Source organism: Bradyrhizobium sp. BR2003 (assembly GCF_009720285.1).
In the GTDB taxonomy this organism is placed as follows: domain Bacteria; phylum Pseudomonadota; class Alphaproteobacteria; order Rhizobiales; family Xanthobacteraceae; genus Bradyrhizobium; species Bradyrhizobium elkanii.
Genome location: NZ_SMYJ01000051.1, coordinates 17,781 through 33,307, shown reverse-complemented (window position 1 = coordinate 33,307; position 15,527 = coordinate 17,781). Strand labels below are relative to the sequence as shown.

General features: G+C 58.3%; 10 protein-coding genes. 6 read left to right on the top strand and 4 right to left on the bottom strand.

Going from position 1 to position 15,527, the window contains the following annotated elements; all coding sequences use genetic code 11:
* Positions 1–9: 9 nt before the first annotated feature.
* The 3 genes from E2I15_RS38230 to E2I15_RS39470 all read right to left on the bottom strand — a co-directional run bounded on the left by E2I15_RS38230 (position 10) and on the right by E2I15_RS39470 (position 2,337).
* Positions 10–762: a GntR family transcriptional regulator gene (locus E2I15_RS38230; protein WP_137482107.1), complete on the bottom strand. Its 753-nt coding sequence runs from the start codon at positions 760–762 to the stop codon at positions 10–12.
* A gap of 4 nt (positions 763–766) precedes the next feature.
* A complete protein-coding gene (locus tag E2I15_RS38225; RefSeq protein WP_137482109.1) occupies positions 767–1,816 on the bottom strand; it encodes an aromatic ring-hydroxylating dioxygenase subunit alpha in 1,050 nt (349 codons plus the stop codon).
* Positions 1,817–2,052: 236 nt separating this feature from the next.
* On the bottom strand, positions 2,053–2,337 hold the full coding sequence (locus E2I15_RS39470; RefSeq protein ID WP_137482111.1) for a helix-turn-helix transcriptional regulator: 285 nt from the start codon (positions 2,335–2,337) through the stop codon (positions 2,053–2,055).
* 973 nt (positions 2,338–3,310) lie between these two features.
* Here E2I15_RS39470 and E2I15_RS38215 point away from each other — a divergent pair.
* The 4 genes from E2I15_RS38215 (at position 3,311) to E2I15_RS38200 (ending at position 9,234) form a co-directional block, all read left to right on the top strand.
* A complete protein-coding gene (locus tag E2I15_RS38215) occupies positions 3,311–4,627 on the top strand; it encodes a dicarboxylate/amino acid:cation symporter (RefSeq protein WP_137482113.1) in 1,317 nt (438 codons plus the stop codon).
* Between the two features lie 779 nt (positions 4,628–5,406).
* The gene (locus E2I15_RS38210; RefSeq protein WP_137482114.1) at positions 5,407–8,079 is read left to right on the top strand and encodes a PAS domain S-box protein; all 2,673 of its coding nucleotides are present in this window, start codon (positions 5,407–5,409) and stop codon (positions 8,077–8,079) included.
* The gene (locus E2I15_RS38205; protein ID WP_137482116.1) at positions 8,076–8,753 is read left to right on the top strand and encodes a response regulator transcription factor; all 678 of its coding nucleotides are present in this window, start codon (positions 8,076–8,078) and stop codon (positions 8,751–8,753) included. Before E2I15_RS38210 ends, E2I15_RS38205 begins: the two co-directional genes overlap by 4 nt.
* Before the next feature lie 46 nt (positions 8,754–8,799).
* A complete protein-coding gene (locus tag E2I15_RS38200; RefSeq protein ID WP_137482118.1) occupies positions 8,800–9,234 on the top strand; it encodes a response regulator transcription factor in 435 nt (144 codons plus the stop codon).
* Between the two features lie 806 nt (positions 9,235–10,040).
* Here the strand turns inward: E2I15_RS38200 and glmS are convergent.
* On the bottom strand, positions 10,041–11,867 hold the full coding sequence (gene glmS / locus E2I15_RS38195) for a glutamine--fructose-6-phosphate transaminase (isomerizing) (RefSeq protein ID WP_137482241.1): 1,827 nt from the start codon (positions 11,865–11,867) through the stop codon (positions 10,041–10,043).
* A gap of 1,432 nt (positions 11,868–13,299) precedes the next feature.
* Between glmS and gmd the strand changes: the two genes are divergently transcribed.
* Both gmd and fcl read left to right on the top strand, forming a co-directional pair.
* The gene (gmd, locus tag E2I15_RS38190) at positions 13,300–14,385 is read left to right on the top strand and encodes a GDP-mannose 4,6-dehydratase (RefSeq protein WP_137482120.1); all 1,086 of its coding nucleotides are present in this window, start codon (positions 13,300–13,302) and stop codon (positions 14,383–14,385) included.
* Entirely contained in the window at positions 14,366–15,409 is a 1,044-nt protein-coding gene (fcl, locus tag E2I15_RS38185) for a GDP-L-fucose synthase (RefSeq protein WP_137482122.1), read from the top strand. The genes gmd and fcl overlap by 20 nt, the downstream gene beginning before the upstream one ends.
* Positions 15,410–15,527 lie beyond the last annotated feature (118 nt).

Below are 15,527 nucleotides of genomic sequence, written 5' to 3'. Positions count from 1 at the left end.
AGATTTCCTTTAATCGCCTGCCATCCTGATGAGGGCCAGTCCTGGCAGCAGGTCAGAATGCGTCCTGTTCCTGAGCACCAGGCGCAGATTGCGCGCCGCTACTCGGGCGTGCTCGCGCATGATTGCCTCGGCCCGTGCGCCTTCGCGATTTTCGATTGCATTAATCACGACGCGATGCTGATCTTGCGCAATCAAGAGTGTGTGGCGCGCATCCGGCAGTGTCGATTGGGTCATCACAAAGCCGCTGGGCGAGGCGAATGGGAGCGCCGACGCGCGATCGACCTGCCGGATCAAGGGAGGACTGCGCGACAATTCGGTCAATAGCGCGTGAAAACGCGCATTGAGCGCGACGTAGGAGGAAAAGGCCTCGACGGAGATTGGATCCTGCCGCACCAGGCCGTCGATCTCGTCAAGACATCCTTTTAGAGGCTCAAGATCGCGCGACGAAACACCGCGCTCGGCGGCAAAGCGCGCGGCCAACCCCTCCACCGTACCACGCAGTTCGATTGAATCCAGGACATCTCGCTCGGAGAATGCCTTCACCATGAAGCCGCCAGAAGGGATCGCTTCCAGAAGTCCTTCCTCCTCCAGCCGAACCAACGCCATTCGCACCGGGGTGCGCGATGCGCCGGTCGTCTCCACAGCCTGCAACTCGGAGATCCGCTCGCCTGGCCGCAAGTCACCCGAAAGGATCAGGTCGCGCAAGCTGAGCTGGGCGCGTACTGTCTGCGAGACGGAACGATCGCTGTCGCGCTCGACCATGCCCCTACTCCGCGGCCTGCCGACCTTGCGACGGATTCTCGGCCTCGATCATTCGATCTATCAAGCGGCGAGCCCACATCGCGCCGGCATCGATGTTGAGATTATAGAAGACCCGGCCTGGATTTTCGTCGATTGCGCGCTGCTGCGCCTCGAGAATGACCTCGTCCTCGCGGAAGATGCCAGAAACGCCTTGCCGCAGTTCGGTGGTCAGGCGCTGTTCGTTCAGGCGATAATTGCGCACGAAGGCCCAGAAATAATGGCAGCTCGTTTTCGTTTCGGGCGTAATGGTGTTGAGGACAATACCATTGACGCCGGCCGATCGGTTGCCTTCCGGCGCGCCAGTTCCAGCGGGCGCCACTCCGACGTCGATATTGATGGTGCACGGCGCCTCGAAACGAATGATTTGCCAGCGGTCCACCGGACCAGTTTTTTGCAATTGCTTGGCCCAGAACGGCGGGGCGCTAATCCCCTTCATCCAGCGCGTTACGGTAGCGGTCTTCTCACCATGGGTGACGTCAAACGGCGCTTCCGCGATGGCGTCATTGCCGATGCTGGCACCGTGCACGAAAGTTTCATGCGTCAGGTCCATGAGGTTGTCGACAACCAGACGATAATCGCATTTCAGGTGAATGGTGTCACCATCACCGGCCCAAGCGGGATCATCGTTCCAGTGCATATCCGGCACCAAGCGCGGGTCGGCCAGCGCAGGATCACCCATCCACAGCCAGACGAAGCGATCGCGCTCGACCACAGGATAGGCACGCACACAGGCGGAGGGGTTGATCGTCTCTTGCGAGGGCATGAAGGTGCAGCGACCCTGCGCGTTGAATTTCAGCCCATGATAGCCGCAGACGACGCTGTCGCCCTCAAGACGCCCTTTTGAGAGCGGCACCAACCGATGCCAACAGGCATCCTCCAGTGCCGCCACCTCCCCGTTGGCGCGCCGATACATCACAATGTGCTTGCCGCAGATCGTGCGCGGCAACAGCGCCTGCTTCACCTCTGCGTCCCAAGCGGCCGCGTACCAGACGTTCGTCGGAAAGCAATGGCTCATGGTGCCGATTCCTCGCTTAAGGACACTGACTGTATACATCAATTCGAAACGAGCCGAAAAAGTGACGAACCCAGGGGCTTAAAATGGAATTTCTGTATACATAATTGATCAAACTACTCGATCGTGCTCCGCTTCGGTGGAGTTTTTTTGCGACGCACCAAACCACCTATCGGATGAATCCAAGCTCGCCATCTGCACACCCGCTGCATCTCGTCCCTGCACTGTCGCAGCCTCGGCTATCGGCGAGGTTCCTGGCCTGCGTAGGGACGCCGGATTGGGCGCTTCTTGGCCGGCAGCACAGTTCCCTTGCCGGGATCAGACGTCGACGTCTTGGTCCCGAGATCGGCCCATGCTCTCAAATCATCCAGTGCGTAGATGACGCGACCGCCGATCTTTCGATACGCTGGCCCCGTGCCATACGTGCGGTGCTTTTCGAGCGTGCGGCCGGATAGGCTAAGATAACGCGCAGCCTCCGGCGTACGCAGGAACCGCGTGGATAGATCTGACATCAAATCGGGCATTTGAGAGCTCCAGGTGAGAGGCCGGCCGCGAACGGCAGCACTTCGCGCCATCATCATGGAGAAGCGCGCTCTCTGGAGGGATACCGAATATCGAGGAAGCGACTTTCGGCACCCCAAGTTGAAAGCGCTATTCGTGGCGGCAAAGCTCACTCCTATCTAGCGCCCGTCCATATCTAGCGACCGTCCAGCCTACGACCTTGGTCTATCGCCACTCGCGGCTTCAAACACGCACCCTTCACGGATGGACATGGCAAGCTGATCGGGCGCCTTCACAATGGGGATGATGCGCAGAAATTCTGCCGAACCATCGGTTTTACAGGACAATACCGGGGCACATCCAACGCCAACGATTGTCGTAACTCAATTCGAACTCGCCACTATATCCGCAGCAAGAATAAGTTGGTCTTGTCCTGCCTAGCAAAGAGTTCAGAGCAGAATGCTCGAGTCGAGAACCGCATCGTAACGCTATCGGCTCGGCGAGCGCCGATGCTGATACGACCTCACATCGACCAGCCGCTGGATGTCGTACGCTTCCATCGCCTGGATGCCTACGATCCAAACAATCAATTTTACCAATGTAACGTACTGTTGCATCAAGTCCCGCAATTGAAGAGTACTGATCACTCTAGGATTTCTATGCCAAGACGTGCCTCGGGACACTTGCCAGCAAAATGCGGCATGACGCTGAGCAACGCCTTCGCGATCGACCTCCCAAATGCCGTTCGAAGATTCAAAGACCTCGTCAGAAGACAGGTGCTTATCCGACGGCGACTGGATCGACTGCAGGTTGGCTCTGGTGCGGATCTTGCTTGACGAAAAAAGATAACGTAACTGAACGCCTGCCTTTGGAATGACGCGCCGGCTTCCGGAATCGTCTTCAATCGGACACGGCTAAAATGACAGCCTCGTATGATGCCGTCGCCTCTCAACGACGCAACGGCTCGCATTCGAGTGTATTCGGGAAGGAAGCGTCATGACCACCATGGCAACTGCGGCGCCCGCGCGCGCGTCGCAGACTTGGTATAAAATTCTCTACGTTCAGGTGTTGATCGCGATCGTGATTGGCGCCATCGTCGGCTGGCTATGGCCGTCGGTCGCGACTAACGACTGGGTCAAGGCGCTCGGTGACGGCTTCATCAAGCTGATCAAGATGGTGATCGCACCGATCATCTTCTGCACCGTCGCATCCGGGATCGCACATATCCAGGATGCAAAGAAAGTCGGGCGCGTCGGCGTTAAAGCGCTGGTCTATTTCGAGATCGTATCGAGCTTTGCCTTGGTGTTGGGCCTTGTCATGGGCAATCTGGTCCAAATCGGCCATGGTCTTGCGGTCAAACCGGACGCTGCGGCGGTCGCCAACTATGTCAAGCAGGCGGAAGCCTCGAAGACCGTCGATTTTTTTCTCAATATCATTCCCGATACTGTGGTCGGCGCCCTCGCCCGCGGCGATGTTCTGCAAGTGCTCCTGTTCGCGATCCTGTTTGGCTTTTCGCTAATGGCGCTAGGGGAGCGTGGAGAACGACTGCGCGGCATGATTGACGACGTCGCGCATGCAGTGTTCGGCGTGATCGCCATCATCATGAAAGCCGCCCCGATCGGCGCGTTCGGCGCGATGGCCTTCACAATCGGCAAGTTCGGGCCGGCGGCCCTCGGTAATCTGATCGGACTGATCGTACTATTCTATGCGACGGCCGCAATATTTGTGGTTGTCGTGCTCGGCCTGATCGCGCGAATCGTCGGCTTCTCGATCTTCAAGTTCATTATCTATATCAAGGACGAGCTTCTGATCGTGCTTGGCACCTCGTCCTCGGAAAGCGCGCTGCCGCAATTGATGGAGAAGCTCGAGCGGCTGGGCTGCTCAAAGCCCGTGGTCGGCCTCGTGGTGCCAACCGGCTACTCGTTCAACCTCGACGGCACCAACATTTATATGACGCTTGCGACATTGTTCATTGCCCAAGCACTCGGGGTCGATCTGACCTTTGGCCAGCAGCTCACGATCTTGCTTGTGGCAATGCTGACCTCGAAGGGAGCAAGCGGTGTCACCGGCGCAGGCTTCATTACACTCGCCGCGACATTGTCGGTGGTCAACCCGGCATTGGTGCCGGGCATGGCGATCGTATTTTCGATCGACAAGTTCATGAGCGAGGTGCGAGCCCTTACCAACATCACTGGCAATGGCATCGCCGCTGTGTTCGTGTCCTGGTGGGAAGGCGAGCTCGACGACGCGACGCTACATACCCGGCTCGAGCAGCCCACCGCCGGTGCCGATACACGAAGCTCAAGGATATAGGCTCCAGGTCCTGTCCGTGATTTCAAGGCACGCTCGAACTGAGCGTAGCCAACTCCGAATTTTTCGCAGTTCAAATCGGCACAGCCGAATGAACTGCGAGCCGGAGTTCTTCTCGCGGAATCTGCGGGTCGTACCACGACTCGGTGTCGCGCCTCAACGCGATCCAGATGACGGCGCAAGGTCGGCCGGGGCAGACAACACGATTGCGACCGAACCTGGCCGGCCCGACGGGCAAAGGCACTGGATCTATCCATGAAATGGCTTGGTGCGTGGCCAGCGAACTGGCATCGTCCACCGATGCTGCGGCAGTGATGGCTCGTGAACCAGATCGGCACCTTCACCCGGTCGAGATGGATCGCATAGAGCAAACGTCACGGTGCTCCACTGGCTATCGGCGCTTTAGAGATTTAACGACGGGCGTTTATTGTTTCAGCGTCAGCGTCTTGACGGCCCCGCGGTAGCAGCAGCCCCGTCGTTAGACCTCCCTCGGCGGCATCAGTTGTGCCCGGCCGCGGCCCCCACAGCCGCGCGTGCCTCCCAGCGGGCTATCACAATGAAGGAAAACAGACATCTGAGCCTCGATTGTACGCACGTCGGCGCGCCGTTCGGAAAGGTTTAGAACAACTATACCTACGTTTGTAATGCGCCTTTCTTCGGCACGTGCTGAGCTGTAAGCAATTTACCCGGAACCGCTCTTGAGCGTGGAGCGGAAAGGATTGCCCCATTTTTGCCTAAAATGTTATAACTCTCCCGCCGGAGAAAGGCCGGACGGTCCAAGAATGTATAACCAGATCAATAACTTCAAACGTTCTGCCACGCAGTTTACTTTCGGCAGCATAACGCTGGCGGTGGTGACGCTAGCTTCCTTGTACCTTCAAACACATTTCGCTGCGACGGCGTTCGGCTATCTGCTGGTTATATTGCTGTTTTCATTGATCGGCAGCTTTCTCGCGTCATCCGCGCTTTCGGTCTTAGCTATCGCTGCTTTGGCGTACTACTTTGCGCCGCCGGCGTTCAGTCCGCGGATCGACGACCCTCAAGTTCTTCTGGTGGTTGTCGCATTCTTTACCGTCTCGATTGTCGGAACGCACCTGATTGGAAAGATCCGCCAGGAAAGAGAGGCTGCGCATGAGACTGCGGCCGAGCTCCAGCGGAGCACGGCCGATTTGAAGGACCGTGAAAAGCGGTGGCGCGCAATCTTTGAGCACAATCCGGCCATGTACGTCATGGTCGACGAAGCCGGTACCATCCTCAACGTCAATACGTTCGGCGCGACACACCTCGGCTATGCGCGCTCCGAACTCATCGGTCAATCCGTTCTGAGGCTCTTTCTGGAGGAGGATCGCGAGTTCGCGCGCACATGCATTCGCAGATGCCTTGAAGATATCGGTCAATCGCAGACCTGGGACGCCCAAAAAGTCAGAAAAGACGGCGCGGTCCTGTGGGTGCGAGAAAATGCCAAAGCCATGCTTTGGGCCGATGACAAGTCGGTTGTCCTGATATCCTGCGAAGATATCACCGAAAAACGGCAGACGGAGCTTGCCTTACAGCGCAGCGAAGCCCATTTGGCTCAAGCGCAGGAGTTGAGCCACACAGGCAGCTTCGGCTGGAACTTCGCCACCGGCGAGGTTTTTTGGTCAAAAGAGCTTTTTCGAATTTTCCAGTTGGATCCGAAGACGATACCGAGCCCGCAACTCGTCGTCGAGCGCACGCACCCGGAAGATCGAGCTTCCGTCCAACAGACGATCGATCGAGCGATGCAAAACCCACAGGAGTTCGAGCATGAGTACCGATTGCTGCTACCGGACGGCTCGGTGAAGCACATCCGCGCGCGGGCGCGGGCCACGACGACTGCCTCTGGCGAACTCGAGTTTGTCGGGGCAGCGACGGACATCACAGTTACAAAGCAAGTAGAGCAGCAGCTACGCCGCAGCGAGGCCTATCTGGCCGAAGCCCAGCATCTCAGTCATACTGGCAGTTGGTCATGGGACGTGCACGGACTCGATTTTGTGTATCGCTCCGCCGAAGTGAATCGTCTCTTCGGCTTCGACCCGCAAGAGACCGTGTCCATAGAGACTATTCGTTCGCGGATCCATCCGGACGACCTGCCGCGGCTTCAGGAAGTGCAGCGACTTGCGAGAGACGGCAAGCAAGACCGCTTCGAATATGATTTTCGAATCTTGCTCCCGGATGGCTCGATGAGGCACATACATTCTGTGGCCCATGTCGTGGTTGGCTCCGACGGCAATATCGCCGAGCTCATCGGGACACATATGGATGTCACTGAGCAATACGCAGCCAGAGAACGCCTGGAAAGCACACTTGCTGCGCTGCGTGAAAGCGAGCAACGCTTTCGCGACTACGCTGAAACAGCTTCCGACTGGCTCTGGGAGACCGGGCCAGACCATAAAGTCACTCACTTATCGGAACATACCAGCGCTGCGGGAATCCTGGCCACAGGCCTCCTGGGCCTGCCGCGTTGGGACATTGCTTGCGACTTGGAAGACGAACCTGAGAAATGGCGGCAACATCGTGCAAGGCTGGAGGCACATCTGCCATTTCGTGATTTGGTCTATCGCACCGTCAACCGGATGGGATGTCCGATCTACGTCCGGACGAGCGGTAAGCCATTTTTTGACGTAAGCGGCAATTTTCTTGGCTACCGTGGCGTCAGCACCGACATCACCGCTATTATCCGCGCAGATCAGGCCGAACAAGAGCTGCGGAAGGCACAGGCTGAGCTCGCGCATGTGACGCGCGTGACGACGTTGGGAGAGCTGACCACCTCCATCGCCCACGAAATCAACCAGCCACTCGCCGCGATTATCAGCAACGCCGACGCGTGCCTCGGTTGGATGGGCCGCAAAACTCCTGATCTTTCCGCCGCACGCTCATCCGTTGAATGGATAATCGAAGACGCAATCCGGGCAAGCGAGGTCATCCGTCGCGTTCGGGCTCTTGCAAAAAAGGGCGAGATCGAAATGCTGCCGCTCGACATCAATGACGTCGTTAAGGACGTCATTGCGCTGGTGAATCGTGAGCTGGTTAGCCACCAAGTGACACTGAAAACAGAGCTAACGGCAGCGCTGCCCGCCGTCCTCGGAGACCGGATTCAGCTGCAGCAGGTGATTATCAATCTGGTGATGAACGGGATCGAAGCTATGGACGCAGTTACGGACCGGACGCGCGAACTGTTGATCCAGTCATCTAGGGACGATACGGAACACGTGCGGCTTGTGGTGACTGATAGTGGCGTCGGCATCGCGGAGAATGACGTCGATCGGGTGTTAGACCCCTTCTTCACGACAAAATCGAGCGGCCTTGGCATGGGCCTTTCGATCTGCCGCTCGATTGTGGAAGCTCACGGAGGGCGTCTTTCTATCGTCCACAGGCAGGGGCCCGGAGCGAGCTTTCGGTTTGACCTGCCGTTGCACAAGGAGGTGGTGTCGTGAACGAACGCTCAAACTCCCAGCGCGAAGGCAGCAGAGCAGAGGCATCGGCAAATGCGATTGTCTTCATTGTCGAAGATGACGTCTCGATGCGTCGGTCGCTTACAAACCTTTTTCAATCCGTCGGCCTGGACGTCGTTGCATTTGGATCGGCCCGAGAAATGCTGCAGAGCAAACTTCCGGACGTCGTTAGCTGCCTGGTTCTTGATGTCCGGCTGCCTGGCTTGAGCGGCCTTGAGTTCCAGACTGAGCTAGCCAAGTCGAACATTCATATTCCCATCATCTTCATTACAGGCCATGGCGACATTCCCATGAGCGTCAGGGCCATGAAGGGTGGAGCGGTCGATTTTCTCACCAAACCGTTTCGCGACCAGGAACTGCTGGACGCTGTGATCGCAGCGACCGAACGCGATCGCAAAAGACGGGAGGCCGAGCAAACCGTCGCGAACCTTAAGTCCCTATTTGAGACGCTAAGCCCGCGCGAGCAGGCGGTCATGAAGCTGGTCGCTACCGGCTTGATGAACAAGCAAATAGCCGCCGAGCTGGGGCTCGCCGAGATTACGGTCAAGATCTACCGAGGACACGTGATGAAAAAGATGCGGGCCCGATCGCTGGCGGATTTGATCAGGATGACTGAGACGCTGGGACTCCGTGCTAACCGTCCCGAACAAACCTAAGTATGATTTTACAATTTAACCGCGCAAGCCCACTTTTCGCCCAGGGATGGCTAATGCCTCGGCAGTCGCTAGTCCCGCGTCAGGAGGGCCTGTCTTGTCCACGCCTTTGATTTCTGTCGTTGATGACGACGCATCGGTCCGTGCGGCGACAGAGAACCTTTTGAAATCGCGTGGCTACGTCGTTCAAACGTTTGTGTCCGCCGAGGAGTTCTTGAGGTCGCCGCGGTTGAACGAAACCTCTTGTGTAATCACGGATGTGCAGATGCCGGTTATGAGCGGCTTGGACTTGCTCGCGGAAATGCGGACCCGTGGCTACGGTGTGCCATTCATTTTCATTACTGCCTTCCCCAACGACCGCGTGCGCGCCTCAGCCCTGAGCGCGGGAGCGGCTGGCTTCTTGGCCAAGCCCTTCGCCGGACATACGCTGATCGAGTACCTCGATGCCGCATTGGAGGAGAACGGCAGCGGCGGAGACACTTGAAGCGATCAGCCGGCCGCCAACCTTATGTCTGATCTGAGCGCTTCGTAGTCCGGAAGCGAAGGCCCGTGCGGCTGCATTTGGTTTTTGTTGAGATAAGTGACTCGCCGACGGTCCTTGACCCTACCCAGCATCCCAACAAGTGAGGCCTGAACAGCCACGGTTAATGGCAGCGAGAGAACAAACCTCAACTTTACCTTTCCAAAGCGGACGAGAGTGAAGGCAGGGCTGCCCAACGTTCCGAGCGAGCACGAAATACTACGCCGGGATTGGGAAGACGATGACTTTACGTAGAGCGCTGTTTTTGGCGCTTCATGAGCGCGCGACACGACTCCGCGAAGCTATCTGCATCCCTTTAGCTCGTCAGTTTCGGCAAATGCGCAAAAGTTGAAAGTGGGACGTGTCATCGATCCGATTATACGTGGCGATTGGTGCTCCCGTCGGGCAATCCGCATTACTTTCGGGCTGATTAGGTCCCTGTGGAACTGATAGGCCGCCCCGGCTTACCAAAAGCCGAGCGGCCCGCGAATGGTTCTAACCGAACCTGCTTGGCATTGGCGCTATCAGGGTTGCGAAGAGCCTTACGAGTGCGACCCAGGCGTCAGTCACGAATGAGATCGGCCGAAAGTTCACCTTTTTGGGCCGTCGGATCGCTCTGCTTCCGAGGACAGTTGGCGCCGGACCGGAGCCATACCCAGATCGTAGTCTCCATAATCTCCGGCAGAACGCGGCGGCGAGCCAGGACTATTATCTGTCACGTTCTTGTATCCGCAGAACTGCCGGGGGAACACGTCGACTTTGCCGCGGGTCTATTCAACAGTGACCGATTTTGCAAGATTACGCGGCTGATCCACGTCCGTCCCCATAACCACGGCCGTATGATAGGCTAGCAGTTGCACCGCGATGGCATAAACCATGGGCGTAAAGCTTGCAGCCATGTTTGGCAACACAATGGTCATGAGTGTATCCACCGTCGAGTCCGAAGCTCCCTTCGCATCGGTGATCAAAATAATGTTGCCGCCTCGAGCGGCGACTTCTTGCATGTTCGAGACCGTTTTCTCGAAGACGTCGTCGTAAGGCGCTATCACCACCACGGGCATGGTCTCATCGATTAATGCGATTGGTCCGTGCTTGAGCTCGCCGGCGGCATAACCTTCCGAGTGAATATAGGAGATTTCCTTCAGCTTGAGCGCGCCTTCCAACGCCAGGGGCGCCGATGTGCCTCGGCCGAGATAGAGCACGTCGCTCGACTTTGCGATATCACGCGCGAGCTTCTCGATCTGTGGTTCGACCAACAGCGCCGCAGCAATCAGCCGCGGCACTTCGATAAGCTCGCGTACGAGCTTCGATTCATCGATCTCGGACAGTATTCCGCGCTCCCTGCCTGCTGCGACGGCAAGCGCCGCCATCACCGCCAGCTGGCAGACGAATGCCTTGGTGGATGCGACGCCGATTTCTGGACCGGCCAGTGTCGGCAGTACGGATTCGCTCTCGCGCGCGATCGTCGACGTCGGGACGTTGACCACGGATATCGTGTGCAGGCCCTGGCTCTTGGCATAGCGCAACGCAGCCAGCGTGTCGGCGGTTTCTCCCGACTGCGAGATGACGATCGCGAGATCGCCGTGGCGCAGAGGCGCCTCCCTGTAGCGGAACTCGGACGCGACATCGATTTCGACAGGCAGGCGCGCCAGCCGCTCGAACCAGTATTTGGCGATATAACCGGCATAACTTGCCGTGCCGCACGCAGTAATTGAGATGCGCTGAATAAAATTAAAGTCGAACGGTAGTGTGAGCGGCAGGGCTACGCGCTCCGCCGCCATATCGAGATAATGCGCCAATGTCTGCCCGACCACTGTCGGCTGCTCGTGGATTTCCTTGGCCATGAAATGGCGATAGTTCGCCTTGTCCACCAGGAGAGACGACACGCCAGACTTTGATGTTTCGCGATGGACGACAGTCCCGTCTGCGCCATAGATCATGCAGATCGTGCGGGTAAGCACGGCCCAGTCGCCGTCTTCAAGGTAGGTGATGGCATCAGTCAAGGGCGCGAGTGCGATCGCGTCCGATCCAAGATAAACTTCGCCGGTACCATGCCCGATCGCAAGAGGTGACCCCTTGCGCGCGCCGATCAAAAGATCCTCATGGCCTTTGAACAGGAATGCCAGAGCGAACGCTCCGCGCAGTCGTGGCAGCGAGGCTTGTACCGCATCCTGCGGCGAGTAGCCATTCTTGAGGTACGATTCGACGAGATGCGCCACCACCTCGGTGTCGGTCTCTGAGCTGAAGTGAGCTCCATTTCGCTCCAGTTCGTCCCGCAGTTGGCGGAAATTCTCAATGATCCCGTTATGAACGACCGCTACATTTTCCGTTGCGTGCGGATGAGCATTGCTCTCGGTAGGTTTTCCATGCGTCGCCCAGCGAGTGTGACCAATACCGCTATGACCCGACGGCGGATCATCGCGCAGCCGCTCCTCAAGGTTTCTCAGCTTACCTTCAGCGCGCCGGCGCTCGATACGGAGACCTTCGAGCGTCGCGACGCCCGCGGAGTCATACCCACGATATTCCAATCGTCTGAGCGAAGCGACCAATTGCTCAGCGACCGGACCACGTCCCAAGATGCCTACTATTCCACACATATCGATCAATGCAGCCCAAGTTCAAGAAACCAAGCGTCCCCTAAAGGAGCATTTTCACGAAATTCGCGCCCGATTGGGAATGGGCTGAATTTGATGCAGTTGCCCGTCACCATCGCATTCACAGGCGTGGGTTCGGTCTCTTTCAACCATCATCGCCTCGCCCAGTCACGCTCTGCCTTTGGTTGTCCGCTATTGAGTACAAGCTGCGATGCGGCTGCGAATGGCGTGACTTCTTCGAGGTGGGCTCTATATGAAGGCACGCTTGCTCGGCTTGGTGCGGCATCTAACCCCGGTACAAACAGATCCGTTGCTCGATGGCGACGATAGCGACCGGCGTCGCAATAAGCCCGCTGCGAGGATATATCGCGCAGGGCATCAGGCTTCATAGATTGAGGACGTTTGAACCAGATCGACAGACCACTTGTCTCACAGTAAAGCGTCATGTCTTATTTGGCTCATCGTCGCTGATGAGCCATTCATGGCTCTTCAGCTCAAACTCCCGAGAAACGAGCGGCGACGCGGCCGATCCGGTTAGCAACTGGTGTGGGGGCACTGAGTCCTCGCACCTTACCGAGGGTCTCGACGAGAGGCTTGCACCGGCCGCGCTCCATTGGACAGAAGGATGCAGCCTCACGGCACTCTCCACATGGCCGGGTGGCGGCGTGTTTACGCAGCCGCTCTAGGCCGGTTTAAGACGCTCATCATACTCGGATGTAAGCTATACGATTGGCATTGAACACTCTATTGTACGAACGTAAGCTTTCGATATCGAAAAGTTCGAAGAACTATACCGACGTTTGCTCCTCTTCATCATTTTGTCTTGCCTCTACCGTCCACTTCCTACGCGAACTGCACTATTGGCAGAAGCGCAGCGGTCGATGCCCCTAGCGACCCGATTGCGTGCTCTATTCGGACTCTGAAGGTGCGGCCGCTTTGTAGACTACGGTATTGGTGAGCAGCTTTACTATGTGCTGGCTTGCATGCCGTCATTCCCCATAAATGCGTCGACAACCGCACCTCAGCATATCGCTCTATTCCGTCGTGGCCGAACCACGCAAATGGATACAGCATGTACCTGGAGATGGATAAGGAACACAGACCGTCGGCATCTATCTCATAGAAAACATAGCTGGAGCAGCGCGTCTAATTGGGCGGCGCGTACGGCGTTTTCGTCCAGCTCGTTTGCTTAGGATCATCGCGGGTGTCAGGCGGGTCGCGTGCGTTCGCTGACGTTCTTTGCTCGAATCTGAATGGTACAGTCGAGAATAAATCAATGTATATAGTGCGCATTTCTAGGTGAAGTGTATGACTAGAGTAACGATCGCTTTTCTCTTGTTGCGGGTGGTGCGCGCTTGCGCATCTAGATCGAGAAAGCGCTCCGCAAATCGCGTTTCGAAAGGACGCCCTCGTTCCGGCGGAACTAAGAGAAACCATGGCGGCTCAGGACTCAAAGCGGCGCGTTGCGCTGGTCACCGGCGTGACCGGGCAGGATGGCGCGTATCTCGCCGAATATCTGCTCGGACTCGGTTATTTCGTCCACGGCATCAAGCGCCGGTCGTCTTCGCTCAACACCGCGCGCGTCGACCATCTCTACCAGGATCCGCACGTTGGTAACGTGCCATTCCTGATGCACTACGGCGACATGACGGATTCGACCAATCTGATTCGGCTGGTGCAGCAGATCCGGCCGACCGAGATCTATAATCTCGCCGCGCAGAGCCACGTCCAGGTCAGTTTCGAGAGCCCGGAATACACTGCCAACGCCGACGCCATCGGCGTGCTTCGGCTCTTGGAGGCGATCCGCATCCTCGGCATGGAAAAGGAGACGCGGTTCTACCAGGCTTCGACCTCGGAGCTTTACGGGCTCGTGCAGGAGGTGCCGCAGAAGGAAACCACGCCGTTCTATCCGCGCTCGCCCTATGGCGTCGCCAAGCTCTACGGCTACTGGATCACGGTGAACTACCGTGAGGCCTATGGCATGTTCGCCAGCAACGGCATCCTGTTCAACCATGAGAGCCCGATCCGCGGCGAGACCTTCGTGACGCGCAAGATCACCCGCGCCGTTGCGCGCATCGAGGTCGGCCTCGAGAACAAGCTCTATCTCGGCAATCTCGACGCCAAGCGCGACTGGGGCCACGCCCGCGACTATGTCGAGGGCATGCACAGGATCCTGCAGGTCGACGAGCCCGGCGACTTCGTGCTCGCGACCGGCGAGACGCGGTCGGTCCGCGAGTTCGTCGAGCTGGCGTTTGCCGAGGTCGGCCGCAGCATCGAATGGCGCGGCAAGGGCGTCGAGGAGGTCGGTGTCGACAAGGCGTCCGGCAACACCCTGGTGCAGATCGATCCGACCTATTTCCGCCCGACCGAGGTCGATCTTCTGATCGGCGACGCCAGCAAGGCGCGCGCCAAGCTCGGCTGGGCGCCGAAGACGCCGTTCGCGCAGCTGGTGAAGGAAATGGTCGCCAGCGATCTCGTCGAGGCCAGGCAGGACGCGGCCAATGGCAAGCACGGCGTTTGAGCTGAAGGGCAAGACGGTCTTCGTTGCCGGCCATCGCGGCATGGTCGGCTCGGCGCTGATGCGCCGGCTGGCGCGCGAGGAGGCCGATCTCCTGACGGTGTCGCGCAGCGAGGTCGATCTGCGCGACCAAACCGCGGTGAATGCCTGGTTTGCCGCGAAGCGGCCGCAGGCCGTGTTCCTCGCTGCCGCCAAGGTCGGCGGCATCGTCGCCAACAACACGCTGCGGGCCGAATTTCTCTACGACAATCTGGCGATCTCGAGCAACGTGATCCAGGCGGCGCACGCCAATGGCTGCGAGAAGCTGATGTTCTTCGGCTCGTCCTGCATCTATCCGCGCCTGGCGCCGCAGCCGCTGCGCGAGGATTCGATGCTGACCGGCCCGCTGGAGCCGACCAACGAGCCCTATGCCATCGCCAAGATCGCCGGCATCAAGATGGCCGAGGCCTATCGCAGCCAGTACGGCGCCGATTTCATCAGCGTGATGCCGACCAATCTTTACGGCCCCGGCGACAATTATCACCCCGAATACAGCCACGTCGTCGCCGCGCTGATCCGCCGCTTCCACGAGGCCAAGGTTTCCGGCGCCGGCAATGTCGTGGTGTGGGGCACCGGCACGCCGCGCCGTGAATTCCTCTATGTCGACGATCTCGCCGACGCCTGCATCCATCTGATGAAGACCTATTCCTCGCCCGAACTGGTCAATATCGGCACCGGCGAGGACATCACCATCGCCGAGTTCGCACTCATGGTCGCGGCCGCCGTCGGTTTTCGCGGCGAGATCAGCTTCGACACGTCGCGCCCGGACGGCACGCCGCGCAAGCTGCTCGACATCAGTCGTCTGGCCAGGCTCGGCTGGCGTGCCCAGACCTCGCTGGAAGATGGCATTCAGCTAGCGTATCGGGCATATCTCGCCGACAGCAAATGGACGGCACTGCTTGTCCCCGACAAGTGGCGTAAGCACGCCCATCCGAGGATCCGTGCGCGGGTATCCCCTAGCTGGCCTCGTCGCTCGCGTAACGATTAACTTTGCCGCGCGTTGCCCAACGCGCTTCGTCAGCAGCGCTCGGTTGGACGTTCGATCATCCAAATGACACGCACACCCTAGCTACGGTTCAGCGAGCCAACTCGCATGAACAGATGCT

What these genes read in the sequence shown, in the direction of transcription:
- E2I15_RS38230 (WP_137482107.1), bottom strand. Translation starts at nt 762, where the DNA reads ATGGTCGAGCGCGACAGCGATCGTTCCGTCTCGCAGACAGTACGCGCC.
- E2I15_RS38225 (WP_137482109.1), bottom strand. Translation starts at nt 1,816, where the DNA reads ATGAGCCATTGCTTTCCGACGAACGTCTGGTACGCGGCCGCTTGGGAC.
- E2I15_RS39470 (WP_137482111.1), bottom strand. Translation starts at nt 2,337, where the DNA reads ATGCCCGATTTGATGTCAGATCTATCCACGCGGTTCCTGCGTACGCCG.
- E2I15_RS38215 (WP_137482113.1), top strand. Translation starts at nt 3,311, where the DNA reads ATGACCACCATGGCAACTGCGGCGCCCGCGCGCGCGTCGCAGACTTGG.
- E2I15_RS38210 (WP_137482114.1), top strand. Translation starts at nt 5,407, where the DNA reads ATGTATAACCAGATCAATAACTTCAAACGTTCTGCCACGCAGTTTACT.
- E2I15_RS38200 (WP_137482118.1), top strand. Translation starts at nt 8,800, where the DNA reads ATGGCTAATGCCTCGGCAGTCGCTAGTCCCGCGTCAGGAGGGCCTGTC.
- glmS (WP_137482241.1), bottom strand. Translation starts at nt 11,867, where the DNA reads ATGTGTGGAATAGTAGGCATCTTGGGACGTGGTCCGGTCGCTGAGCAA.
- gmd (WP_137482120.1), top strand. Translation starts at nt 13,300, where the DNA reads ATGGCGGCTCAGGACTCAAAGCGGCGCGTTGCGCTGGTCACCGGCGTG.
- fcl (WP_137482122.1), top strand. Translation starts at nt 14,366, where the DNA reads ATGGCAAGCACGGCGTTTGAGCTGAAGGGCAAGACGGTCTTCGTTGCC.